This is a genomic window from uncultured Winogradskyella sp., assembly GCF_937958655.1.
Lineage (GTDB): Bacteria > Bacteroidota > Bacteroidia > Flavobacteriales > Flavobacteriaceae > Winogradskyella.
Genome location: NZ_CALGNH010000073.1, coordinates 1 through 20,674, shown reverse-complemented (window position 1 = coordinate 20,674; position 20,674 = coordinate 1). Strand labels below are relative to the sequence as shown.

Annotated in this window: 13 protein-coding genes and 1 pseudogene; 6 read left to right on the top strand and 8 right to left on the bottom strand. The window is 33.9% G+C overall.

The features are described 5' to 3' along the window. From Q0800_RS12735 to Q0800_RS12715, 5 genes and pseudogenes are all read right to left on the bottom strand, one after another. Positions 1 to 3,848: pseudogene (locus Q0800_RS12735) on the bottom strand (chromophore lyase); the annotation flags it as partial. A 60-nt stretch (positions 3,849 to 3,908) separates the two neighbouring features. Next, positions 3,909 to 6,533 carry a PorP/SprF family type IX secretion system membrane protein gene (locus Q0800_RS12730; RefSeq protein WP_299130427.1) on the bottom strand — a complete coding sequence of 875 codons (2,625 nt, stop codon included), beginning with the start codon at positions 6,531 to 6,533 and terminating at the stop codon, positions 3,909 to 3,911. 1 nt (position 6,534) lies between these two features. Continuing rightward, a complete protein-coding gene (locus tag Q0800_RS12725) occupies positions 6,535 to 8,001 on the bottom strand; it encodes a gliding motility-associated C-terminal domain-containing protein (RefSeq protein ID WP_299130425.1) in 1,467 nt (488 codons plus the stop codon). Between the two features lie 68 nt (positions 8,002 to 8,069). Further along, entirely contained in the window at positions 8,070 to 9,389 is a 1,320-nt protein-coding gene (locus tag Q0800_RS12720; protein WP_299130423.1) for a hypothetical protein, read from the bottom strand. A 244-nt stretch (positions 9,390 to 9,633) separates the two neighbouring features. Next, positions 9,634 to 10,083: a hypothetical protein gene (locus tag Q0800_RS12715; RefSeq protein WP_299130420.1), complete on the bottom strand. Its 450-nt coding sequence runs from the start codon at positions 10,081 to 10,083 to the stop codon at positions 9,634 to 9,636. A gap of 388 nt (positions 10,084 to 10,471) precedes the next feature. Between Q0800_RS12715 and Q0800_RS12710 the strand changes: the two genes are divergently transcribed. The 6 genes from Q0800_RS12710 to Q0800_RS12685 all read left to right on the top strand — a co-directional run bounded on the left by Q0800_RS12710 (position 10,472) and on the right by Q0800_RS12685 (position 15,174). Continuing rightward, complete coding sequence (locus Q0800_RS12710) at positions 10,472 to 11,074, top strand: hypothetical protein (protein ID WP_299130418.1); 603 nt, start codon at positions 10,472 to 10,474, stop codon at positions 11,072 to 11,074. 220 nt (positions 11,075 to 11,294) lie between these two features. Next, a complete protein-coding gene (locus Q0800_RS12705; RefSeq protein WP_299130416.1) occupies positions 11,295 to 11,645 on the top strand; it encodes a hypothetical protein in 351 nt (116 codons plus the stop codon). A gap of 2 nt (positions 11,646 to 11,647) precedes the next feature. Next, a complete protein-coding gene (locus Q0800_RS12700; protein ID WP_299130414.1) occupies positions 11,648 to 12,742 on the top strand; it encodes a hypothetical protein in 1,095 nt (364 codons plus the stop codon). Between the two features lie 2 nt (positions 12,743 to 12,744). After that, on the top strand, positions 12,745 to 14,139 hold the full coding sequence (locus Q0800_RS12695; RefSeq protein ID WP_299130412.1) for a patatin-like phospholipase family protein: 1,395 nt from the start codon (positions 12,745 to 12,747) through the stop codon (positions 14,137 to 14,139). A 20-nt stretch (positions 14,140 to 14,159) separates the two neighbouring features. Further along, positions 14,160 to 14,432 carry a hypothetical protein gene (locus tag Q0800_RS12690; RefSeq protein ID WP_299130410.1) on the top strand — a complete coding sequence of 91 codons (273 nt, stop codon included), beginning with the start codon at positions 14,160 to 14,162 and terminating at the stop codon, positions 14,430 to 14,432. 334 nt (positions 14,433 to 14,766) lie between these two features. After that, on the top strand, positions 14,767 to 15,174 hold the full coding sequence (locus Q0800_RS12685) for a Dabb family protein (RefSeq protein ID WP_299130407.1): 408 nt from the start codon (positions 14,767 to 14,769) through the stop codon (positions 15,172 to 15,174). 62 nt (positions 15,175 to 15,236) lie between these two features. On the opposite strand, the gene Q0800_RS12680 is transcribed toward Q0800_RS12685, so the two are convergent. From Q0800_RS12680 to Q0800_RS12670, 3 genes are all read right to left on the bottom strand, one after another. Then, positions 15,237 to 16,118 carry a LamG-like jellyroll fold domain-containing protein gene (locus tag Q0800_RS12680; protein WP_299130404.1) on the bottom strand — a complete coding sequence of 294 codons (882 nt, stop codon included), beginning with the start codon at positions 16,116 to 16,118 and terminating at the stop codon, positions 15,237 to 15,239. Between the two features lie 176 nt (positions 16,119 to 16,294). Next, positions 16,295 to 17,506, bottom strand: a complete 1,212-nt coding sequence (locus Q0800_RS12675; RefSeq protein WP_299130402.1) for a multiheme c-type cytochrome — start codon at positions 17,504 to 17,506, stop codon at positions 16,295 to 16,297. Positions 17,507 to 17,547: 41 nt separating this feature from the next. Beyond that, positions 17,548 to 19,575: a DUF3857 domain-containing transglutaminase family protein gene (locus tag Q0800_RS12670; RefSeq protein ID WP_299130399.1), complete on the bottom strand. Its 2,028-nt coding sequence runs from the start codon at positions 19,573 to 19,575 to the stop codon at positions 17,548 to 17,550. Positions 19,576 to 20,674 lie beyond the last annotated feature (1,099 nt).

The window sequence follows — 20,674 nt, the reverse complement described above, 5'->3', positions numbered from 1 at the left end:
AATTCAGGTGGTGTTATTGGATTCACAGTAATCTCTGATGACTCAGCAGAACAGCCATTGGCATCAGTTGTCTGGAATTGATAAGTGCCCGCTGAGGTTGTATTGTAAACAAACGTTGCGCCAGTAGATCCTAACGACGTATATGCACCACCATTAATTGAAACCGCATACGTGTATGGTGCAGCTCCTGTGATAGACCCTATAATTTCTGCATCTGGTGTTGCACTACAATCTAAATCCTCTGTTATTACAACATTAAGTGTAGGTATAGGAATAGGATTGATAGTAAAGGATTCACTGTAAACACAACCATTTTCATCTCTCACCTGAAAGGTATAAGTGTCTGGTGCCAATCCAGAAAATGTAGTTGCGTTTTGATAAGGTGTAACTGCGGTTGTAGGTGCAATGATTTGGTAGTCTAATGTTCCTATTCCGCCCACAGTATTTGTGATTGTAACATTACTTGTTATAGTAGGACAGGTCACCGGCGTACTCGAAAATTCTAAATCAGTTGGTGGGTTTAAGGCTTGTATCTCAATGGTATTTGTTATTGCGGTACAATCATTCAAATCTCTTATTGTTATTGTGTAAGTCCCTTGTGTTAAGTTATTAAATGTATCATTTGTCTGAAAATTAACAGCATCAATACTATACTGATAAGGCGGATTGCCTCCTGTTACAGAAGTTACTGTTATAGATCCTGTAGAATTACAGGTAAAAGGTGCTGAAAGCTCAGCGGTTCCAGAAATAGCTATGTTTTCTATTATAGTAGCTGTTTGAGGGCTAGTCGTACAAACTGAAGGTGCAGATGTATATTGCAAAACAACATCATAATCTCCAGCTATTAAACCAGAAAATACGGATGAGCTTGTAAATGTTGATCCACCATCGATACTATATGCAATACTATTTCCATTTGGATTAGTTACATCAATTGAAATTGTACCTGTGTCACCAGTTCCTACACATAAGATGTCAGTGGTGTCTACTGTAAACTCTGGTGCTGGTGTTTCATCAATTGCAATGCTGGTACTTGCAGAACAATTATTAGAATCTAATACAGTTATATCGTAAGTTCCAGCACTTGTTACTATAATTTCTGGTACAGTTTGAAAATCAGTGGCACCGTTTATAAAATAGAAATATGGCGGTGTACCACCTTGAGCATAAACAGTAATTTCACCATCAGTACATGTTAAGGGTATAGTAACTGCTGCAGTGACTTCCAACAAAGGCGGTTGAGAAATTGTTATGTCTTCTGAATATAAACAACCATTTTCTGTCTCTACAGTAACAGTGTATGTTCCCGGATTTAGATCTTCAAAACTGTATGTGTTTTCGGTAATTGGACCTACTGAATTAACTGTAGTTCCACCTTCTTCGATTGTAAATGTGTACTGAGGGTCAACATCATTTGCTGCTAGTTGAATGGTTCCTCTTTCATCATAACATAAAGGTTGAATTACAGTAGAAGTTGGGGAAAAGTCCCTATCCCTAATAAGTACGTCAGGAACGGTAAAAATACACGGATTAGTAGGTACACCTATTTGTCTTATAAAAACTGAAAACGTGCCTGGTGTGTCTATTGAAAACACATTGTCAGTTTGGTAATTGCTACCATCAATACTAAACTCATAACCAGAAGGTACATTATTAACTGTAATGCTACCATCTGTTTCACAAATAATATCGTTTGAAACTACTGTGGGTATTAAAAGATTTTGAAAAACATTAAAATAAAATCGACTAAAACAACCACCAGGATAGTTAATGGTTAATCTAAACTGACCAGCTGTATTTGCTAAATAATTTGGACCATTTGCGACCTCGTTCCATAAACAAGTGTTATCTTCATTAGCACAATCAGGGTTTGTTACCGCTGCACAACTAGAGGTATCCAATTGCTCCCAAATTATGGAAGTGGTATTAGAAATATTAGTTTCTATAAATCTAGAGTCTTCCGCACCACATAAGAAAATATTAGGTAGTAATTTACCGTCATTGGGGCAGGTTACGACTTCATCTGCATAGGGTATTACAGGGTTTTCAATATCACCACCAAAAAAATGAACATTATAAATTTGCTCAATTGACTGACATGGCGCTACTGCGTTGTTAAATGAATAATATATGCCTGCAGAAGTAACAGTAATGGTTTGTGTATTACCAATTACTGGCGTGCCTGTAGGGCTCGTGGACCAAGTATAAGAATCGTAACCATTTGCTGCTGTTAACTCAACACTATCTCCACATAAAGTGACTTCCTCGATGAATTCACAATCTAAATCCGCTAAGAAATTTGTTGCTTGTGGTGTTAGTAAACAACCTGTATTACTATTTAAACTCGGGTCATCTGTTATTTGAAATGTTGGGTTAAAAAATCCATTATAAGTTGCATACGCCTGATTATTAATAATATTTGAACAGGCATCTGCCAAATCACCACAGCTATTCACAACTTCAACTGCGATTCTAATTTCATAAAACGGATCGTTTTCTTCAACAAGAGAATTATCGATATCAAAAATTAACTCACGTGTAACAGGATTATAACTATTTACGGTAACTCCTGCTGGTAATGTTAAGTCTGTTGGATGATTATAAATAATATTTATTGGAAGAATATCTCTAATCTGAAAATTTGTAGCATTGTCATTGCCTGTATTTTGAAATCCAATAACATAATTTAAAGAAGCACCTAAATCTACGAGTTGACCACCAATATCATTTCCGGCATCGTCTTCTACAATCTTGGTAAGTACAATATCTGGCTCTATTATATCTACAGCAAACGCAAAGAAGTAAGGAAAAAAGGTATCTCCATTAGTTTCTAATCGTATTGTACTAGACGTAGCATCATTTGCTATAACCGAGTTTCCTGGATTTGGTATTGAAATAGTACCTGTATCAAAACCAAGTGTATTAGCACTATTTGGCACTCTATTTAAAACTGGTGTAGCATCTAAACGCGTAACAGAACTGTTAAAAAAATTAGTAACAGGTCTATCTGCAGTTGAAAGACTTACGCCATTTAATCGCAGACGATCACCTAAAATTGGACTATCACCCTCCAAGGTCGCAAATGCAAAATTTGCACGTACAGGTGCTGGTGCTGGTACAGTTCTAAAGCCGTCTAGCGGTATTTCTACATTAGGATTTGCTCCTTCTACACTTATAGCACTAAAACCATCAAAACTAGTAATAGATTTTCCAGGTAGTGTTGGGTCTTCGTAAACAATAAAAAGTGACCAACCAGCGGAATGTCCTGTGTTATTAGCAGGGTTAAAGGTACCCGTTTCGCCTTCGCCAGAGGATACATTTGCCACAGTATAAGTGCCTATATCTGTTCCTGTGCCGTAACTTGTTACAATATCTGTTACATCTGCAAAACATGCGTACGAAAAGCTATCTCCACCATCAACTGTTGATCCATTGGCATCGTATATTATAGTCCCTGTAATATTAATGTAGTCACCAACTGGCCCTTTTAACATTACTTGATCTATAGGTGCATTTCCAGGGTTTACAGCTCCCCAATATAAGGCTGCATAAATAATACGATAGCAATTAGGATTAGGTACCTCTAGGTCGGCACTCGACGAGCTAAATGTAGAAGGATCACCATCTATATCAATATACTGCATATTAACGTTATGGTTGTAGACACCAAGGTCATTAAATGCATTATTATCTGGCCCAAGACTATTATTACCTATAAGGATAATATCACCTTTTAGGTCTTGGTTAAATCTTGGAGCAAACGGTTGGTAATTTTGCGAAAATGCAGCCATCCCAGTGCATAACATTATTACAAAAATTACCGTTTTTGAAAAAGTAGGTTTTTTCATGTTCAATATTTTTTCTTCTACGAGCAGGGGCAATGCTAAATAGAAGAGAGGCTTAACGTATTAATTTTCTATTTTCACGAGGGACATTTTTTCATTATACACAGTATTTCCTTTGATTTGCATTGCTTTATTTGCTTCACCAATTGATTTAAACTTATCATAGTAAATATAGTATTTGCTGGTATTAACATCATAGAAAAAATCAACATCTTTACGACCAGATGCTACCACTTTAGTAATAAAATCGTTTCTTTTATCAACATCACTGTGTACAGCAATTACAAGATAGTATCCACTATTAATGTTATCAATGTTTTTAAGAATCTGAATGTTACTACTGCGTCGCTCTCCAAAATCAAAGTCTTTTGATGTTAGTGGAGGAGTAGCCAATGGAGTAGTACGTCTTATCTTTTGAAGCGTTGCTCTATCTTGGGCGTAACGGTCACTATAATTATCAAAAGCAGCTCTTTTAATTCGTCGTCGTTTTTCGAAGTCAGTAGCAACTTTAATTGCTTCTAATCGCGTATCTAATTTTTGCTTTAAAGCTTTTGCTTTTAATTGTTCGTCTGTTAATTTCTCAATCTTTTTTCTATAAAATAAATTAACCTCTTCAAGTTCTGTATTCTTAATTTTAGATCGTTCGGCGTAAAGTGATTTTAACTCTTCAATGACTTTGGTGCGTTTTTCAATAACCTCATTTAGGGTTGTTTTAACTGTATTAAGTTTATTGTTTTCTGCGCTAACACTTTTAAATGGCTTAGGCTGTATTGTAATCCCTTGGTCACTTAAATCATTTTCTTTTTTAAGGTCTTTTAGATCCTTATCCTTTATGTTTACGATGTCTTCAAATTCTGTTAACAATTTAGACTGCTTAGTTTTAGAATTTTCTGCTTCTTTAGATAATTGAAGCATGGATTTTCCAACGTCGTCTTTAGGTTGATTTATTAATGAATCTTTAGCGTTTTGGGCTGCTAATCTAGCCTGTTCTTTGGCTTGTTGTGCTTTTTGTTCTGCTTCTAGCTTAGCCAGTCTATCGGCTTCCCGTTGCGCCTTTTGTTCGGCTAATAAGCGGGCTCGTTCTTTAGCTTCTTGCTTAGCTTTTTCTTCTGCAGCTTTAGCCTGTTGTTCTTCTAATAACTTAGCGTCCTTAGCCGCTTTTTCTTTAGCGCGTTGTTCGGCTTCTAATTTAGTTTTCTCTTCCGCTAATCTAGCCTGCGCTTTGGCTTGTTGTTCTTGTAATAATCTTGCTTGTTCCTCGGCCTCTTGTTGTGCTTTTTGTTCTGCTTTTAGCTTAGCAAGTCTATCGGCTTCCTGTTGCGCCTTTTGTTCGGCTAATAAGCGCGCACGTTCTTTAGCTTCTTGCTTAGCTTTTTCTTCTGCAGCTTTAGCCTGTTGTTCTTCTAATAACTTAGCGTCCTTAGCCGCTTTTTCTCTAGCGCGTTGTTCAGTTTCTAATTTTGCGTTCTGTTCTGCTAGTTTCTTAGCCTTTTCGTTTTCTAATCTTTTAGCGGCGCGCTCTGCTTTTTGTCTTGCTAATCGCTCAGCCTTTAATTTGGCCTGCGCTTCAGCTTCTTCTTTTGCTTTTTGTGCTTTTTTTGCTTTTGCCTCTTTCTCAGCTAATAGTTTTGCCTCTCGTTGAAGTTCGGCATCAATCTTACGTTGCAAAGCACGTTCTCTAATGGCCGCTAATTCTTCTTCTGTTGATTCTACAATTGGTGTTGTTCGCTCTTTGGTAAATAAACCACTTACTTTTTCATCTCCATTGTATTTGTATTTTTTCTTTGCAATAAATCTATAGGCCAAACTTACCTCGTGCGCAGATCCAAACTCTACATATTCACCGATGGCTTTTTCTACATTGTACTCTAGTGCAATATTTTTTGTTACGTTTAGCCCAATACCGCCATGTACTCCAAAAACGTTATTATATCCTATTTGAAACCAAATTCCTTTAGGAACATTTAAGGCTGCTAAACCTGATACTATGGTTTGGTCTCTTCTAAATTCAGTCATTATAAGCCCTGTAAATTTTGTTTTTTTAAAAAAACCGTCGCCTTTTGAGTACCCTGTATGCATAGCGTGCACTTGTATGCCTTGCCTAGGATCTTCTGAAATAGATGTTGCGTTTTCAAAATTATAAAGGACAAGGTTATTTATGGACACACCGAAGTCTAATAATTCAGTACCGAAATTTATACCAGGATTTATGGTCATTAAAAAATTAGAAGGTACATTTTGTAAAGATGGATCTTCAAAATTTGTAGTGACGTTAGCTGTATTAATACCACTCTGATAAGCTCCCACATTGAGGCCAAAAGTTAAATTGTTATCTGCACTTAGCTTTACGTTATAGGCAAAGTTTAAAACTCCTCCGAAGGTTGTTAGTACACCATAATTTTGTTGAAACGCTGCTACACCAGCACCAATATTTTCTGCAAAACGCCCAGAATACGTTCCTAAAAAGGTTTCTGGTGCATTATTGAATTGAATTTTTTCTCGCTTATTACTAAAAGCTATAAATTTATTTTGTTGCCTAACAAAACTGAATGTTGGATTGAGACCAAATCTGTTAAACACTATTGAATTACGTATGGGCAGATCAAAAGACACCACTCCATCATCTTGCTGAGCAAAAGTAGATTGCAATGACACGCATAATATGATAAGTGCTAATACATGCTTCATATTACTTCACTATGGTTATTGATCCTTTTTTTACACTACCTTCTGCTGTGGTAATAATGTAATAGAATAATTGATTAACACTGGTTAAATTTAAATCATTTTCTGGCCAATTGTTTTGATAGTCTATTGTTTGAAAGACGACTCTTCCTTGTTCATTTAAAATAACTACCTCTGTATTTGTACCAGTTACGTATTGAAGCGGTAACACCCAAGTATCATTGATTAAATCACCATTAGGGCTTATAACATTTGGGATACTATCCACATCTGGAAATGGTTCTGCGGTTTGAGCTACAGTAAATTGATATGAAATAGATCCATTACAACTACCAGCAGTTTCTGAAATTATAACTTCATAGTCGCCAAATTCATTAGTGTCATATGTATTGGTATTAGTGTTAATAGGTTCTTGATTTAAAAACCATTGGTATTGAGGACTTATGGCGTTATCAGTTATTGTAACTGTTAGCGTTTCATCACTAAGTATAAAATTAGTTTCTTCTACATTTATTGAACTCTCAAAAAGCTCACTAAACAAATCAATTGAACCAAATGCGGTACATTCTCCTAAATCCACTTGAACCGAAAATATACCAGATTCATTGGTCTGATATGTTTGCTCTGTTGCATCTTGTATTATAACTCCATCCTTAAACCATTTATAGCTATTACCACTTAAAGTCGTTAAGGTTGTTAATTCTTGCTCAGGGCAATAGGGATTTCCTAAGCTAGACACAATATTTGCCTCGGCATCATTAGAGCTATTCGCTTCTGTGACGGTAACTCTATTAGAGAAGGAATTTGATGTGCAAGACCCATAATTGGTTTCTACAAAATAAGTGCCTTCACTAAAAACCTCTAAAGAATTTGCCTGAGTAACAAATTCTGATGTTGTAGGACTTAATTCTTTATGCCAATTATAGGTTAACTCAGGGTAATTTAATGGTGAATCATTATTTGCACCACCTGGATTATCAATAGTCAAAAGATAACTTCCACCACTACAAAAACTGGCTGTAGAAACTAGATTGTTGATTGTAAATGGTGAATCTTGTAATTTGAAATAGGCAGCAAAACTTAATGAGGCTGTACTTGTAGCTGCTGGCGAACTGCTTTTTATTCGTATTCTGTAATTTTCGCCTGCAGTGGTTTCAGGTATTGAAAAATCTAAAGTTGCTGGTGATGTTGTTATTTCTCCTTGAGCGGATGTGTAAATAACAGAAGCATTTGAAAAATCTCCATTAGCATCTGAGATTTCTATTGAAAATTGATTTGTTGCTGTAAGAGCCGCTTGTGGAGAAAACGTAAATGATGTACTAAAGGAATTAAATGAATTATTGGCACAGGCTTGACTAAAGCCTAAATCTGGTGTGCTTATAACCAACTGAGCATTTACTTTTTCTTGCCTTGCAAAACACAAAAAGTAAATACTTAGTATTAGTATCTTAGTAAATCTAAAAAAACTCATTTGTTTAGTGTAATTATTTAACCTATATGCTATTGAGATATTTTAAATAATGTTATAATTTAATAAACTTAATCTTCATTTTCGTCATCAAAATAATCATTTGATGCAATAATTTTATTTACCTTCAGCCTGTAATCTGGGTATTTATTATGGGTAGCATCAATAAACGTTTCTGAATCTGGTCCTTTAGAATAGAGGTTATTAAAAGCTCTACTACCGTACCAACTCTCTAAATCATCGTTATTACTAAAACCAGTTCTATAAATGTTACCATTGCAATTATTAAAATAGGTTCTTACAAATTTAATTTTTCTTAAGTTTTCGTCATTTAAAACAATATTTCTATCAAACATAACGGCCGGATTAAATCCGGAAATCACACTCTTGTCAATTACAAAGGAGGTGTCATTACCAATGTAGATAGCTTCTTGTACTAGTCCAATATTAATATCATTTTCTAAATCATTGGAGATGTTAACCAAGGTTATGTTTTCTGCACTTACAGTTGTATAATTCTTTGCAGGATCTGCATCTTCTTTCTTATCATAAGATGATACATATAAACATCCAGAGCCTTCTGGGCTAGATATATATGGATTGCGTATAGCTAAAGAATTTGTAATGTTGCACTGTGTACCATAATTAAATTTATAATCATTTTGGCTATTCTTATAAGACACCAATTTTACTAAAACAAGGTCTCCTCCCATAATATTAAATGCCGTACCCTCACAATAACTTACCATAACATTATAAAGCACTGTCTCTCTGCCAACACCTGCTAGTGTTATGCCATTAAAGTTACCAAATTCTTTTGTTCTTTTACCAGCAAACTCAACCCTTACGTATTTTAAAATTCCTGAGTTGTCTTCTTTATTATTGCCACCATAACTAATATGTTCAAAATCCGTAGGACGTAAGCCATAATTTATTGAATTTTCATTACCATAGTTATTAATTGGTGCATTTCCTAATACAAATATACCTCCCCAATCTCCAGGTTTTTTAACCGTTTTACTCGATGTAAAAATAATAGGATCTGTTTGGGTACCTTCTGCAATAATCTTAGATCCTTTGCTTATAGTAAGTGATCCTTTTGTTTTAAAATCGCCAAGAATTACAGTACCTGGCTCAATAATTAGAGTAGCATTGTTTGTAACAAAAACATCGCCTAAAAGTAAATAGGTGTTGCGTTTACTAAGCGTTGTGTTTTCAGAGATATCTCCACTAAGAATTTCTGTTGGCTCGTTATAATCTATGTGACTTGGTCTAAATTCTGTCCATGAGTCTAACCAATTATCATAGCCTATAATTCCTTTTTCTTGCTGACTATAACTAGCACTTAGTGCTAAAAGAAAAATAATTGCAGTTGTAATATAATTTTTCATGTTAAGTTATTAAATTTGGGATTTTCAGATTGAATACTTCAAACATAATAAAAAAACCTACGAAATACAATTAATTAACGTTGAAATACATTAAAATAGGTCTTTAAAAGGAATATTCTTACAAAAAAGAGTGATTTTAAGCTACGTCAGTAAACATTACTTTAAATCATTAGCTTTCAAGTTTTTATAATAAAAAAGCCTCGATTACTACCGAGGCCTTAAACAACTATAATACAGTACTAACTTAATCTTTAAATTCATTATAGGTGTGAAGCGATTTGAGCGTATCCTCATAAAAAAGAATAGCAGCTATTAAATCATTGGTATCTGAGTAGGGTAATATTGTTTTCTGAAACTCTATAGTGCTTTCAAAGTACATTTCTGTAGCTTCGATATTGTATTTTAATGCTCTATTATTACCTCTAGTATCTGGTATACCCAAACTTTTTAAGGAGACTCCAGGCTTTGTGGCAAATGCAATATTTGGTAAAATATTTATAATTACTTCTATGCGCTCTATGTATAAGTTTAAAAGATCACCTTTGGGTAACTGATCTAAATCTGATCTACTGTGATATTTAGAAATACTAACTTTTCCACTAATAATACTTTGCGGTTCCTTTTTCTTTTGTGAATAACTTAAAGATGTCATTAGAAAAAAGAGTGTAACAAAAAAAACATGTTTTGTTTTCATAGTATAAGTTTTGATTTGGGCTTACCGTGACAAAACTATATAAAATTACGCTAAAAACAACAATTTTTGCAATTTTTAGTTTAAATTTTTAACACTTTAAAAGCGTATTTTTTAGTTAAACTGCATAAATAGTAGATTAAAAGCCTATTTAATCGATAAAATGTTTTAGTGGAATATTATGATTATTCAATACTATTTTAAATAAAAATCTACTTAAATTGAAAGTTTTATCTTACATAAAAAGCATATGTTCTAATTTTCAAAAAGTATTTTATCGTCAATTTTTACAATGAAATTCATTTAATCGTTAAAAAAAGGAGATGAGTTTAGTTTTTTGTATTCTAAGGGAACTTTAATTGACATTTGAGAAGGCCTAATCTTAAATCTCATGAAAAAACGTTTTAATAGCTTTTACATTCTCTTCCTTTGCATCGCTTTCAATTCTTTAAACGCGCAGCAAAATACTGATGAAAATCATCCGTTTTATGATAGAGATTCAGAGCTTATGGCTCATACGGATACCATCCCAGATTTTAGATCTAAGTCTAACAAGTTAAAATTAACTGGTACCGTTTATAAGAGTGATGGCGTTACACCAGCCAAAGATGTAATTATATACATAGAGCAACCAGACGAGGATGGAAATTTTGATTTAAGAGGTAATGGTAAAGACCGTTACGTATTCCACAGAAGTTGGGTAAAGACTGATGAAAATGGTCGCTATACGTTTTACACCTTTGTACCTGGTAATGATAGACGTTACAACCAAATGTCGCAAATATTTCCGTTTATTAAAGAGCAATCAAAGCCAAAAGTAGAATTACAATCTTTACTTTTTGATACTGATCCTATGCTTACAAAACGCTGCAGAAAACAACTTACTAACAGAGGCGATATTAAACGCATACTTAAAATTAAAAAAGAAGAACATATACTCGTAGCACAGAAAAACTTAGTGTTACCTAAACAGACTACACCAATGACTAAATGATGTAGAGGCTTAAAATCACCCTTATTAAAAAAGTTCTGATGAAAATCAGGGCTTTTTTTATTCGTAAATACCATAGTATATTCTTAAAAAATATTATTTTTAAATATCCCTTAATAATTCCTTGTTTTTAAATCATCTTAAATGCGATTGACATTTACCCGTTGGTAGGTATGGTTCTGCTTTAAAGATGACCATATCTTGTGTATCTAAATTTATAACAATGGAAACAATTAAATTTAAAGCCGGAGCGCTTGTAAAACTTAAAGTTAATATTAGTTCTGATGCTAATGTGGGTTCTAACGTTAGTCTAAACGATAGGGTCGTAAAAAAAAGTATTACTAATAATTTTTACGTAGAGCTTGGTGTCATAGATAATATTGATGGACAAGTATTATCTGTAGTCTCTAATTTTTTCGTCAAAGGCGGAAATATTGACACAATAATGGAAACGACGCACGTAGTAAATACAGTATATTCTGATTCTACCTCTAAAGAAATCTCTTCTGATAAGGTAAAACTCAGCCCTGCGTTATTTACTGCGTATAGCGTTGTAGAACTAAAAAAGATCTAGCCATGAAAACGTATATTCGAATCATTATAGCCCTTGCGGTTATTCAAAATAGCAATGCGCAAATTACAGATGTAGATTTAAGCCAATTTACACTTTCTAATAGCTCTAGTCCAGCTTTTGTTTTATTAGAAGAAACACCAACAGCCATATATACACCAGAAAACTTTAAAGCACTTGCCATACACGCTTTAGATAATTTTGGTGAAAGTCTATCGGTAGAACTCACACCTTATTTTTTAATTAATCAACAACGAAAAGATAGAACATACCAACGTTACATTGGTGTTTATGAGGATGACGACTCTGGTCAATTAAAGCAAAATCCCTTTAGCGGATTAAAAACAACAACAATCTCTTTAGCATATTTAGACAAAGAATTTTCTGGTTTAGTAGGAGAACGCAAAACATACGCAATTGGTGCAAGGACAACATTGTTACGATTTTATAATAAGGATAAAGTAAATGCCAATACGGTAGGCTTATCAACTGCACTTTCAAATTTTACAATTCCTAATCAAGTATTACAAAGTGGGTCAGAAGCTATTAAAGCCTACTTTGAAGAAAAAAAGGAAGCGATTAATGCGACTGTGGCACCATACACTAAAACTATAAAGCCAATTTTTCGTCTAGATGTTGCAGCTGGTTATAGCACATTGTTTAAAGAAAACACCATAGATTCAGGAACTGCAAACCGTCTTGGTGCTTGGTTGACTTCTGAAACAAGCTTGATTTTAAACGATGGAAGCGATGCAGAAACAAATAACTATTTCAATCTATTTGTAACAGCACGTTATATTGAAGATGGTTTTAACGCCAACTCATCAAACGAATTTTTTACAACCTACTATCGTGATTTTGGAGGGAAACTAGATTTTGAATTTGGAAAATTTAGTGTTGGTTATGAGTACATTACACGCCAAGGCACTGTAGAAAGCGAAAGATCTGTTGGTAGTATAAAATTTGTCATTAATAAGGACATTAGTATTTCTGGTGGTTTTGGGAAGGATTTTTCCGTTAACGAGAACGATAATCTGCTCACTATTTTTGGTATTCATTGGGGAATAAATACAGGAAATAGCAACGTTCAAATTAACTAGTGATGCCAGATAAAAATAACTTTGAACCGTTTAAAAATATAGGCTTGTGCTTTAGTGGTGGTGGCTACAGAGCTACGTTCTATGCACTTGGTGTAGTGTCGTATCTCAATAAAATATATTACAAAAACAAACCACTTTTACACTCCGCAAAAGCTTTGAGCACGGTAAGTGGTGGTACATTATTAGGTGTGGCTTATGCTAGGGCGGTACAGCAAGACGGCTACGATTTTAAGCAATTTTTCAACCTGTTTTATAAAACATTTACGTCAGAAAATGACACACTATTAGAAACTGCCATAGCCAAACTTGCGGATGATACCGTTTGGGAAGCTAATCCCTATAAAAAACGTTCATTAATTAATGCATTTGCGTTAGCTTATGCAGAAATGCCAATATTTAAGGGATATTTTGAGCTTTTTAAAAAGGAAAGAATCAAACAGTTAGAGCAGGTTTGTTTTAATGCTACAGATTTTTCATTTGGTTTAACCTATAGATTTCAAAACAGAGGGTATTTTGGTAATACACCATTGTACAAACACTATCAAAAGCAAGTTAATGCATTACGAGATAAAATTGAATTGAGTGATGTTATTGCGTCCTCATCATGTTTTCCTGTGGGTTTTGAACCTTTAGTATTTCCTGATGACTATTTTAAAAATCATGAAACTTCAGATTATAAAAATTTAAAAGGATTAGATGCTTTTATAGATGGAGTAGGAATAATGGATGGAGGTATAGCAGATAATCAAGGTATTGGTAGTATGATGCTTATTAGCGATCGTATGGATGATGGCTTAGATTTAATAATAGTTAATGATGTGGGTAGCTATAAAATGAAACCTTGGATACAAGATTCCACAGCTATAGGGAAGGGGTCTACCATTAAAAAAGTTATTGGCAAAATCTTGCGTTACTTTACTATTAAGCCTATGTATTGGATAACACTACTTATTGGCCTACTCATCATCATATTAAATAGTGTGTTAGTATTTGGTAGTGCGTTTACGAGTTTATACATTATTGGTAGTGTAATTTTAGGAATAGGCTTAACGTTTTCAGTTCTTGGTCTTATTGCTTCAATTATAAAAGGATTTACCTTAAGTAGGCTAAAGTCTGTTTTTAAGAAAAATATTCCAGAGCCATTATTAGACGATATTTTAACGTTTCAGAAATTAGATATTAGTCTAATTCAGCGCATGCTAACAGACAGAATTACATCAGCAAGCACCATGATTAATGATGTGTTTTTAAAACAGATGAGGCGTTTAAACTATGATTTATTTTATTCTAAACCAGAATTAGTAAATAAACGAATTACAACCACCATATATAAATTAAACGGACAAAAATCACCATATTCAAAAGGGCGCCCAAGTTATGTTATAATGATGCTATAAAACCCAAACCTTCTAAAGTATTGCAAAGTGTTGCTCTAACAGCTTCAGAAATGCCAACAACGTTATGGTGGGATGAAACCGATATTGCTAAAAATAGGATGGATGCACTCATTGCTTGTGGGCAGTTTACAGTCTGCTATGAATTAATAGATTACATCCTTGAACTTAAAAAAGCTGATACCAGTGGTATTGATCATTTTAAAGAAATAGACCAACTATTAGAGGCTTTAAAAAAGGATTGGAAAGCTTTTAATGACAACCCATTATGGCTATTAGAAGATTATAATTCTTAAATGCTAGAATAGGTTGAATACATTTAGTGTCGCAAGTAAACTTCGTATCTTTGCATTGTAAATTTACGCACTAATGGACTTTGTAATTAATGACCCTATTACTAAAGAGCGCATATTTTATGTGCTTTGCTTTATAAGCATTGCATTTGTCATATTTGTATATGTGAGTCGATATATGACACGAAATAATGATGAGGATGAGAATTATGATTGATCAATTTTTGATAGCGAGGGATTAATCAAATTCCTTTAAAACCTATATTGTATTCACTTTTAGAATAGAATATCTATTATTATACCTAATGTCATGAAACAAGCTCTAAAACTATGCGTTTTGTTACTATTATTTATTGGTTGTAAAGACGCTAAAATTAAAAACGCCACAACTCAAACTATCGCAATTGATACTCCAAAGTCCTTAGCACTAAATGGGCAGTTTGCTCATACCGTTTACTTTTGGCTACACGAGCCCACCAATGAAGATCAGAGAACGGCATTTTTAAAATCGCTAAGAAACTTTATAAATGCCTCAGAGCATGTGGTGACTCAGCATATAGGTGTACCAGCTTCTACAGATCGTGATGTTATAGACAACACGTATACCTTTAGTCTATTGCTGACATTTAAAAATGCAGAAGATCAAGAAGCGTATCAAAACGACCCTAAACATTTACAGTTTATTAACGAAAGTCAACACCTTTGGTCTAAAGTTTTGGTGTACGATAGTGAGCTTTTGAATTGAAAACTCATCTTTAGAGCAGTATTTTCATTTCATATTAAAAGTAAAAATGTGTTTGGTGAAATTTATTCCAAAAGGCTTTGCACTCCATTTTCAAGCTCATAAAGTTTCTTGATTTCAGCACTTGTCAGCCCTCTATTGTAAATCGATAGTTCATCCATTAAACCAATATAACCTAGACCTAAATAGATGTTAGACAACGAATAATCCCAAGTAAAAGGTGTATTGATTTGGCTCCGTGTACCTTTATGCTCGCCATTTAAATAAAGGGAGGCTTCACCATTTTCTGTATTTAGCCCAGAAAAGTTAATGACAACATGCGTCCAACGCTCATTAGAAAATGGTGGATTTTTAACACCTGTAAGTCGCTCAATGAATATTGGATTTTCATTATCTGGACCTGCAGGGTTTGGATTCCAGACATTTCGGTCTCCAATAACACCCAATCTAAAATCTCGAGGATTTTCTTTGGTAAAATCTACCCAAATACCAGCATCGTTATAGCCAGCATCTGTAATTTGAATAGGATCACAGTAGCCAGGCTTTAAATCGTTATTAGGGTCTAAACGCAACCAAAAGGATATTGCAGCGCTCCAGTTCTCAGTATTATAAACAATGTTATTTTTACTTGTGTAATAAATATAACCAGGGCTGCGTTCTGTAAATTTAAGGCCTGCGCCAAATTTACCTTGGTTTTCAACTCTAGTGATATCTGGTTTATGTAAGCCTGCTTTAGCAGAATCTTTGGCTTGTCTGTTAGGTACCGTGTACATGCTCGCATCACCTAAGGCAAAATCGGCATCTACTGATGCATCAAAGGACGCATAAAATGTTAGGGATTGTTTTAAATCGTTATACTTTGATTGTATCGTGGTTGTCTCTTGTGTATTTTCCTTTTGTTTACAAGAATAGAATATTACAAAAGCTATAAATACTAATATGGACATTGGTTTTTGAAATTGGCGATATATCATTTAGACTATTTATTAATTACGGTTTCATTAATGCTACAAAATTAAAGTTTTGACGAAAGTTTTACGTAAGCTTACACCAAGCACTAGAGATTTAATTCTTATAGCTATGATTTGTATGTTTAAGATACGTATCTTTTTTAAAAATAAAATTATTGCTCTAAAAACTGATTGATTTGCTTAGAAATATCCTCATAAATACCAATTTTATGGGTGCGGATTTTAATAGAGTCTAAGCCGTTAAAAGTGATTGCAGATGTTGTTAAAGACGGCATATGGCAGTCAATGCAGTTAGTTTTCATCTGATCGTTTAATTTAGTCGTATGGCTTTCAATAGCATTATGGCAACTTATACATTTTTCTGAAAATTGCGCTATCGCTCTTCGCTCATTTTTATGCGTATTATGACAGGTTGTACAATTTAAAGCTTCAGACTTTTTAAAGCATTCACTGGCTGTGAGTAATCCATATTGGTTACCATGCACATCAATTGAGGTAGTGTCTAATGGTCTATAATTAGGCGCTCTAAAACTACTGAGTTTATCACCTGTTCTAAATGTAAAAGGCATATTTAAAGGCTTTCTTAGCCCAGAGTGGCATTTGGCACAGGCATCTAACTGCTGTTGCCTTGTCAAACTTGCAATGTTAGAGATCTGTTTTGCCTTCTTTAGCTCAGGATCTAGTCTATGTGCATTTACATGCTTTAACGCGGGACCATGACAACTCTCACAGTCTACTCCCCAAATTATTTCGTTTTTAATATAACTATTACTATTAAAATCCATAGGCAGGTGGTTTTTTGCATATGTAGCATGGCACTCTAAACAATTGGGTACAACAGCACGGTTAAAATGAATACGGTCATTGGCATAACCAGGACTGTGAATCCATTTATCCTTGCCAACTAAATACGACACGGGTAATTGATATAATTTACTGTCTTTCCAATATAAAAAGGTTTGACCTTTGGTACCAGAGCCAATGACGACATCAAAAGGTTCTTTTTGTATGAGTGTTCCATCTTTAAAACCAGATTGGTATAACACATCTTCAGCAGTCATTATAAAATGAATACTATCATTGAGTTTTAGTGTGTTTTTATCTGTAAAATCCCCATACATACTATCCTTATAAACCTTATGTGAGGTTTGGTAATGTGGTGTATTTACGTGGTTTTCGTAAATGGTTTTATGGCAAGATTTACAAGATTCTGAACCAGCAAACGCCATACCATCGTAAGCTTTAGCAATGGGTTCTGCAGGTACAAGCTCGTTTTTTTGACCAAAATCGCACCTCACAAAAAACAATAATACCATTAAGAATCCTAAAATGAATAAGGTAAAAGTGTGTACTGCTTTAGACATTTCAGTATTGGTTATTATAAATTGTATTTAAATCCATCTAATTACGAGGTGCCATCCGTCTTTTTGTTAGTCCATTTCATATAAACGATTAACAGTATAATCACCACCAAAGCACTGCCAAATACCCAATAAAGTATGTTTATTACCTTAGAGGCTAGATTTTTAAAATTAGGATCATCAGTACTAAATGATTTAGTACCAGCCTCACTTTTAGGAATATATATATAATACGATAGTATTTGTTCTACTGCTTTGGTTTTGGTATAGTAGTCCTCAAAATCTTCGGGTTTAACATAACTCGCTTTGGTTTCGTACTCATATTCTAGATAAAGAATGTTTCTAGTGCTATTCATTTTACTGGTCATAGAAAAATCAAAATTCTTAGAACTTATTTTAGTATTATCCTTTGCACGACCCCATCGCGAAGGGAGCTTAACCGTAACCCTATGCTTTTTATATGTTGGATAATAGAGTGCAAATGGGCTTTTCCGTGTCTTTTCGTCTGGTGAAATAAATACATCCAAAATACTGTAAGGTACAAAGTCTACAGCAATATTATCTTCATTACCAACCATAGGTTGCCAAATCTCGTTGATTTTATAATGTTCCTCAACGATTAATCTGTTGGATATACTATCATCATCAAAGATAGGATCTTCTATGACTTCAACACCATTATATAAGTTATCGTAATAACTTTTAAAATCATTGCGCAAGATTGATAAACTCGTGGACTTATAGCGGCTCCGCATAAGATCAGCCTCGCCATCTTTGTATAAAGTCATTACTTTTAAGGTTGCTGCGCCTCCAACCGAGAGTAAATCAAAAATATCATAAACTTCAACGTTATTTTTACCATTTGAATCAATTTGTTCTAAAGTACTAACCCCTTGTTTTATGATAAGCCCTTTACCATAATTTGGAAATGGAATAGACTTATAATAACCAAATTGATTACTATTGGTAGGGTCATAAAATAGGCTATTCCCACTACTATCATTAACGTTTACGACCACATGATCAAATGCATTTGGTGTTGGTAAAAACTTATTTAGCGCTTCACCATATTCTGTATTTATTAATACAGGGTAAGCCTCAATATTCATTTGGCGTAGCATGGTCACCATAAGCCAACTTTTATCCTTACAATCACCAAAACGTTGTTTAAAAACTTTATTTGGCGAAAAGGGTTTGTAAGCTCCAATACCAGATTCTAACCCAAGATATCTGATTTCGTTTTGTACAAACTTTAGTGTAGCTAAAATACGATCACCTTCATTTTCAAAGTTTTCTTTTATGTTATTGACTTTAGTTTGTAATGCTTTAGATAATTGTTTGTCTTGATTGTAAATACCCAAAGCCCAGTTTACAACTGTTCCCCAAGATTTATAGTTAGACACAAACACATGATGATACGGTAAATACCAACTTGGCGTGTTATTTTCAATCAGTGTTGGCTCAGGTAAGTTAGATTGCCAGTTATAGGTTGTATATCCTTTATAGTTACCAATTTTAGGTTTGGTATCTGTATTTAACGTTTTGTATTGGAGGGTCGTATTAGATATAAGATAGTAGTTAATTTTACCAATGGGCTGATAACTGTTAAGAACCGTAGCACCTGAAAAGTTGTTACCATGTATAGAATTAGAACCTTTAATGGTATAACTAACATCTAGGATATCTCCATTTCTAATATCGGCTAAATTTACAACAGCGTTGAGGCTACCGTCATAAATATAACTTTCGGCATTAGACTCTTGTCGTATGGTCTGAAAGTCTTTGATGTTTAGTTTTTCAATACGCTTTCCGTCTCTATACACTGTAATATGATGTAGAAAAAGTGTTTGGTACGTTGGATCAAAATTAATAGAAACCGAAGAGCCGTCTTGTACACCAATATTATCTGATATCTTTCTAACCAATCTTGTATAGCGCTCTTGTTTAGGAATATGCACTTGCTCGTCACTAAGTAAAGTTAACAAACCATAAGAGATTTCGTTTAGCTCCACATCTAGGTTTTGCTCATAAGATTGTTTAATTACCCAACTGGGAGTAGTGCTTGTTTTCATCTGCGCAACGCCTATATTTAGACTAGAGCAAACAAAAAGTAATAGTAAAAAGTTGCGATTGGTTATAATACTCATAAAAATAATTGAAAAACAAATTAAACAAAAAATATGTTATGCAGCTCTTTAATAGGGCTAAAATCAGTTATGATATACTTGTAATGATTGATTGAGTATCCATTTATAAAATACAATTACTAGTTCTATATTATATAATATGTAGATAGTTTATTAGAACTATTCAAATAGGACGTAAGAACTTAATAAGTGCTAAGAATTTTGCTTTTACTCACGTCTTCAGTTATTTGCATAAACTTTAACTGAGTTCGTGAATCTCGTAAAAACTCGATTTCTAAAATTTTAGCTCTATTGGCAAGTCTCTGAGACCTGCGCAGCACTCAGGAAGTCTTAAAATAATATTAACCTTGTGAGTAATCGCGTAGAAAAAAATATGTAGTACAAATTTCCATGTACGACAAATTTCAATGATTACTAAACCGTAGCTAGTGTATTTAGCAACAAATGTCCACTAGACATTTAACGCGAAATAGTGTGCGCCTGCCTGTCGGCAGACAGGGCTGGCAAGCGGCTGGAAATTGAGTTATAAATAAATTGTAATAACAATTTGATTTATATAAACAATCGAGCGCCTGCCTGTCGGCAGACAGGTTTGGATAGCGGACATTTGACATAACGGCAAATTATAGGATCTAATGTTCTAGCTTTTCTAAATTGTAAAATATTTTATAAGATAAAGTTTCTTGACTCAAGTTTTGTTTATTGTAATGAAAATGTATGTTTCTGGGTATTTTACATAATATCATTATAGTTGACTAATGGTATGTTCTAAGCAAATAACCAATAATAGCATTTGTCCTATAATGTACTTGCGTTATGTACAACATGGGCTTTGGTTAAAAGCGCATGTTAAATATAGCTTTTCTTTATTTTTTTCTTCTCTTATGTTTCTCTACTTAGTTTATGGAACACTCTTTTTAAGAAAGGGTAGAGGAGTGGGCAAAAATGTGTGTGGAATGGTTTCTGTTTTTTTTTATTACTTTTAATTTAAAGCTTAATTTAAGAATTATTAAGTATTCAAGAT

Bases quoted from the DNA above. Each gene is read 5' to 3' on its own strand.
- Q0800_RS12730 (WP_299130427.1), bottom strand. From the start codon at position 6,533: ATGAAGCATGTATTAGCACTTATCATATTATGCGTGTCATTGCAATCT.
- Q0800_RS12725 (WP_299130425.1), bottom strand. From the start codon at position 8,001: ATGAGTTTTTTTAGATTTACTAAGATACTAATACTAAGTATTTACTTT.
- Q0800_RS12720 (WP_299130423.1), bottom strand. From the start codon at position 9,389: ATGAAAAATTATATTACAACTGCAATTATTTTTCTTTTAGCACTAAGT.
- Q0800_RS12715 (WP_299130420.1), bottom strand. From the start codon at position 10,083: ATGAAAACAAAACATGTTTTTTTTGTTACACTCTTTTTTCTAATGACA.
- Q0800_RS12710 (WP_299130418.1), top strand. From the start codon at position 10,472: ATGAAAAAACGTTTTAATAGCTTTTACATTCTCTTCCTTTGCATCGCT.
- Q0800_RS12705 (WP_299130416.1), top strand. From the start codon at position 11,295: ATGGAAACAATTAAATTTAAAGCCGGAGCGCTTGTAAAACTTAAAGTT.
- Q0800_RS12700 (WP_299130414.1), top strand. From the start codon at position 11,648: ATGAAAACGTATATTCGAATCATTATAGCCCTTGCGGTTATTCAAAAT.
- Q0800_RS12695 (WP_299130412.1), top strand. From the start codon at position 12,745: ATGCCAGATAAAAATAACTTTGAACCGTTTAAAAATATAGGCTTGTGC.
- Q0800_RS12680 (WP_299130404.1), bottom strand. From the start codon at position 16,118: ATGTCCATATTAGTATTTATAGCTTTTGTAATATTCTATTCTTGTAAA.
- Q0800_RS12675 (WP_299130402.1), bottom strand. From the start codon at position 17,506: ATGTCTAAAGCAGTACACACTTTTACCTTATTCATTTTAGGATTCTTA.
- Q0800_RS12670 (WP_299130399.1), bottom strand. From the start codon at position 19,575: ATGAAAACAAGCACTACTCCCAGTTGGGTAATTAAACAATCTTATGAG.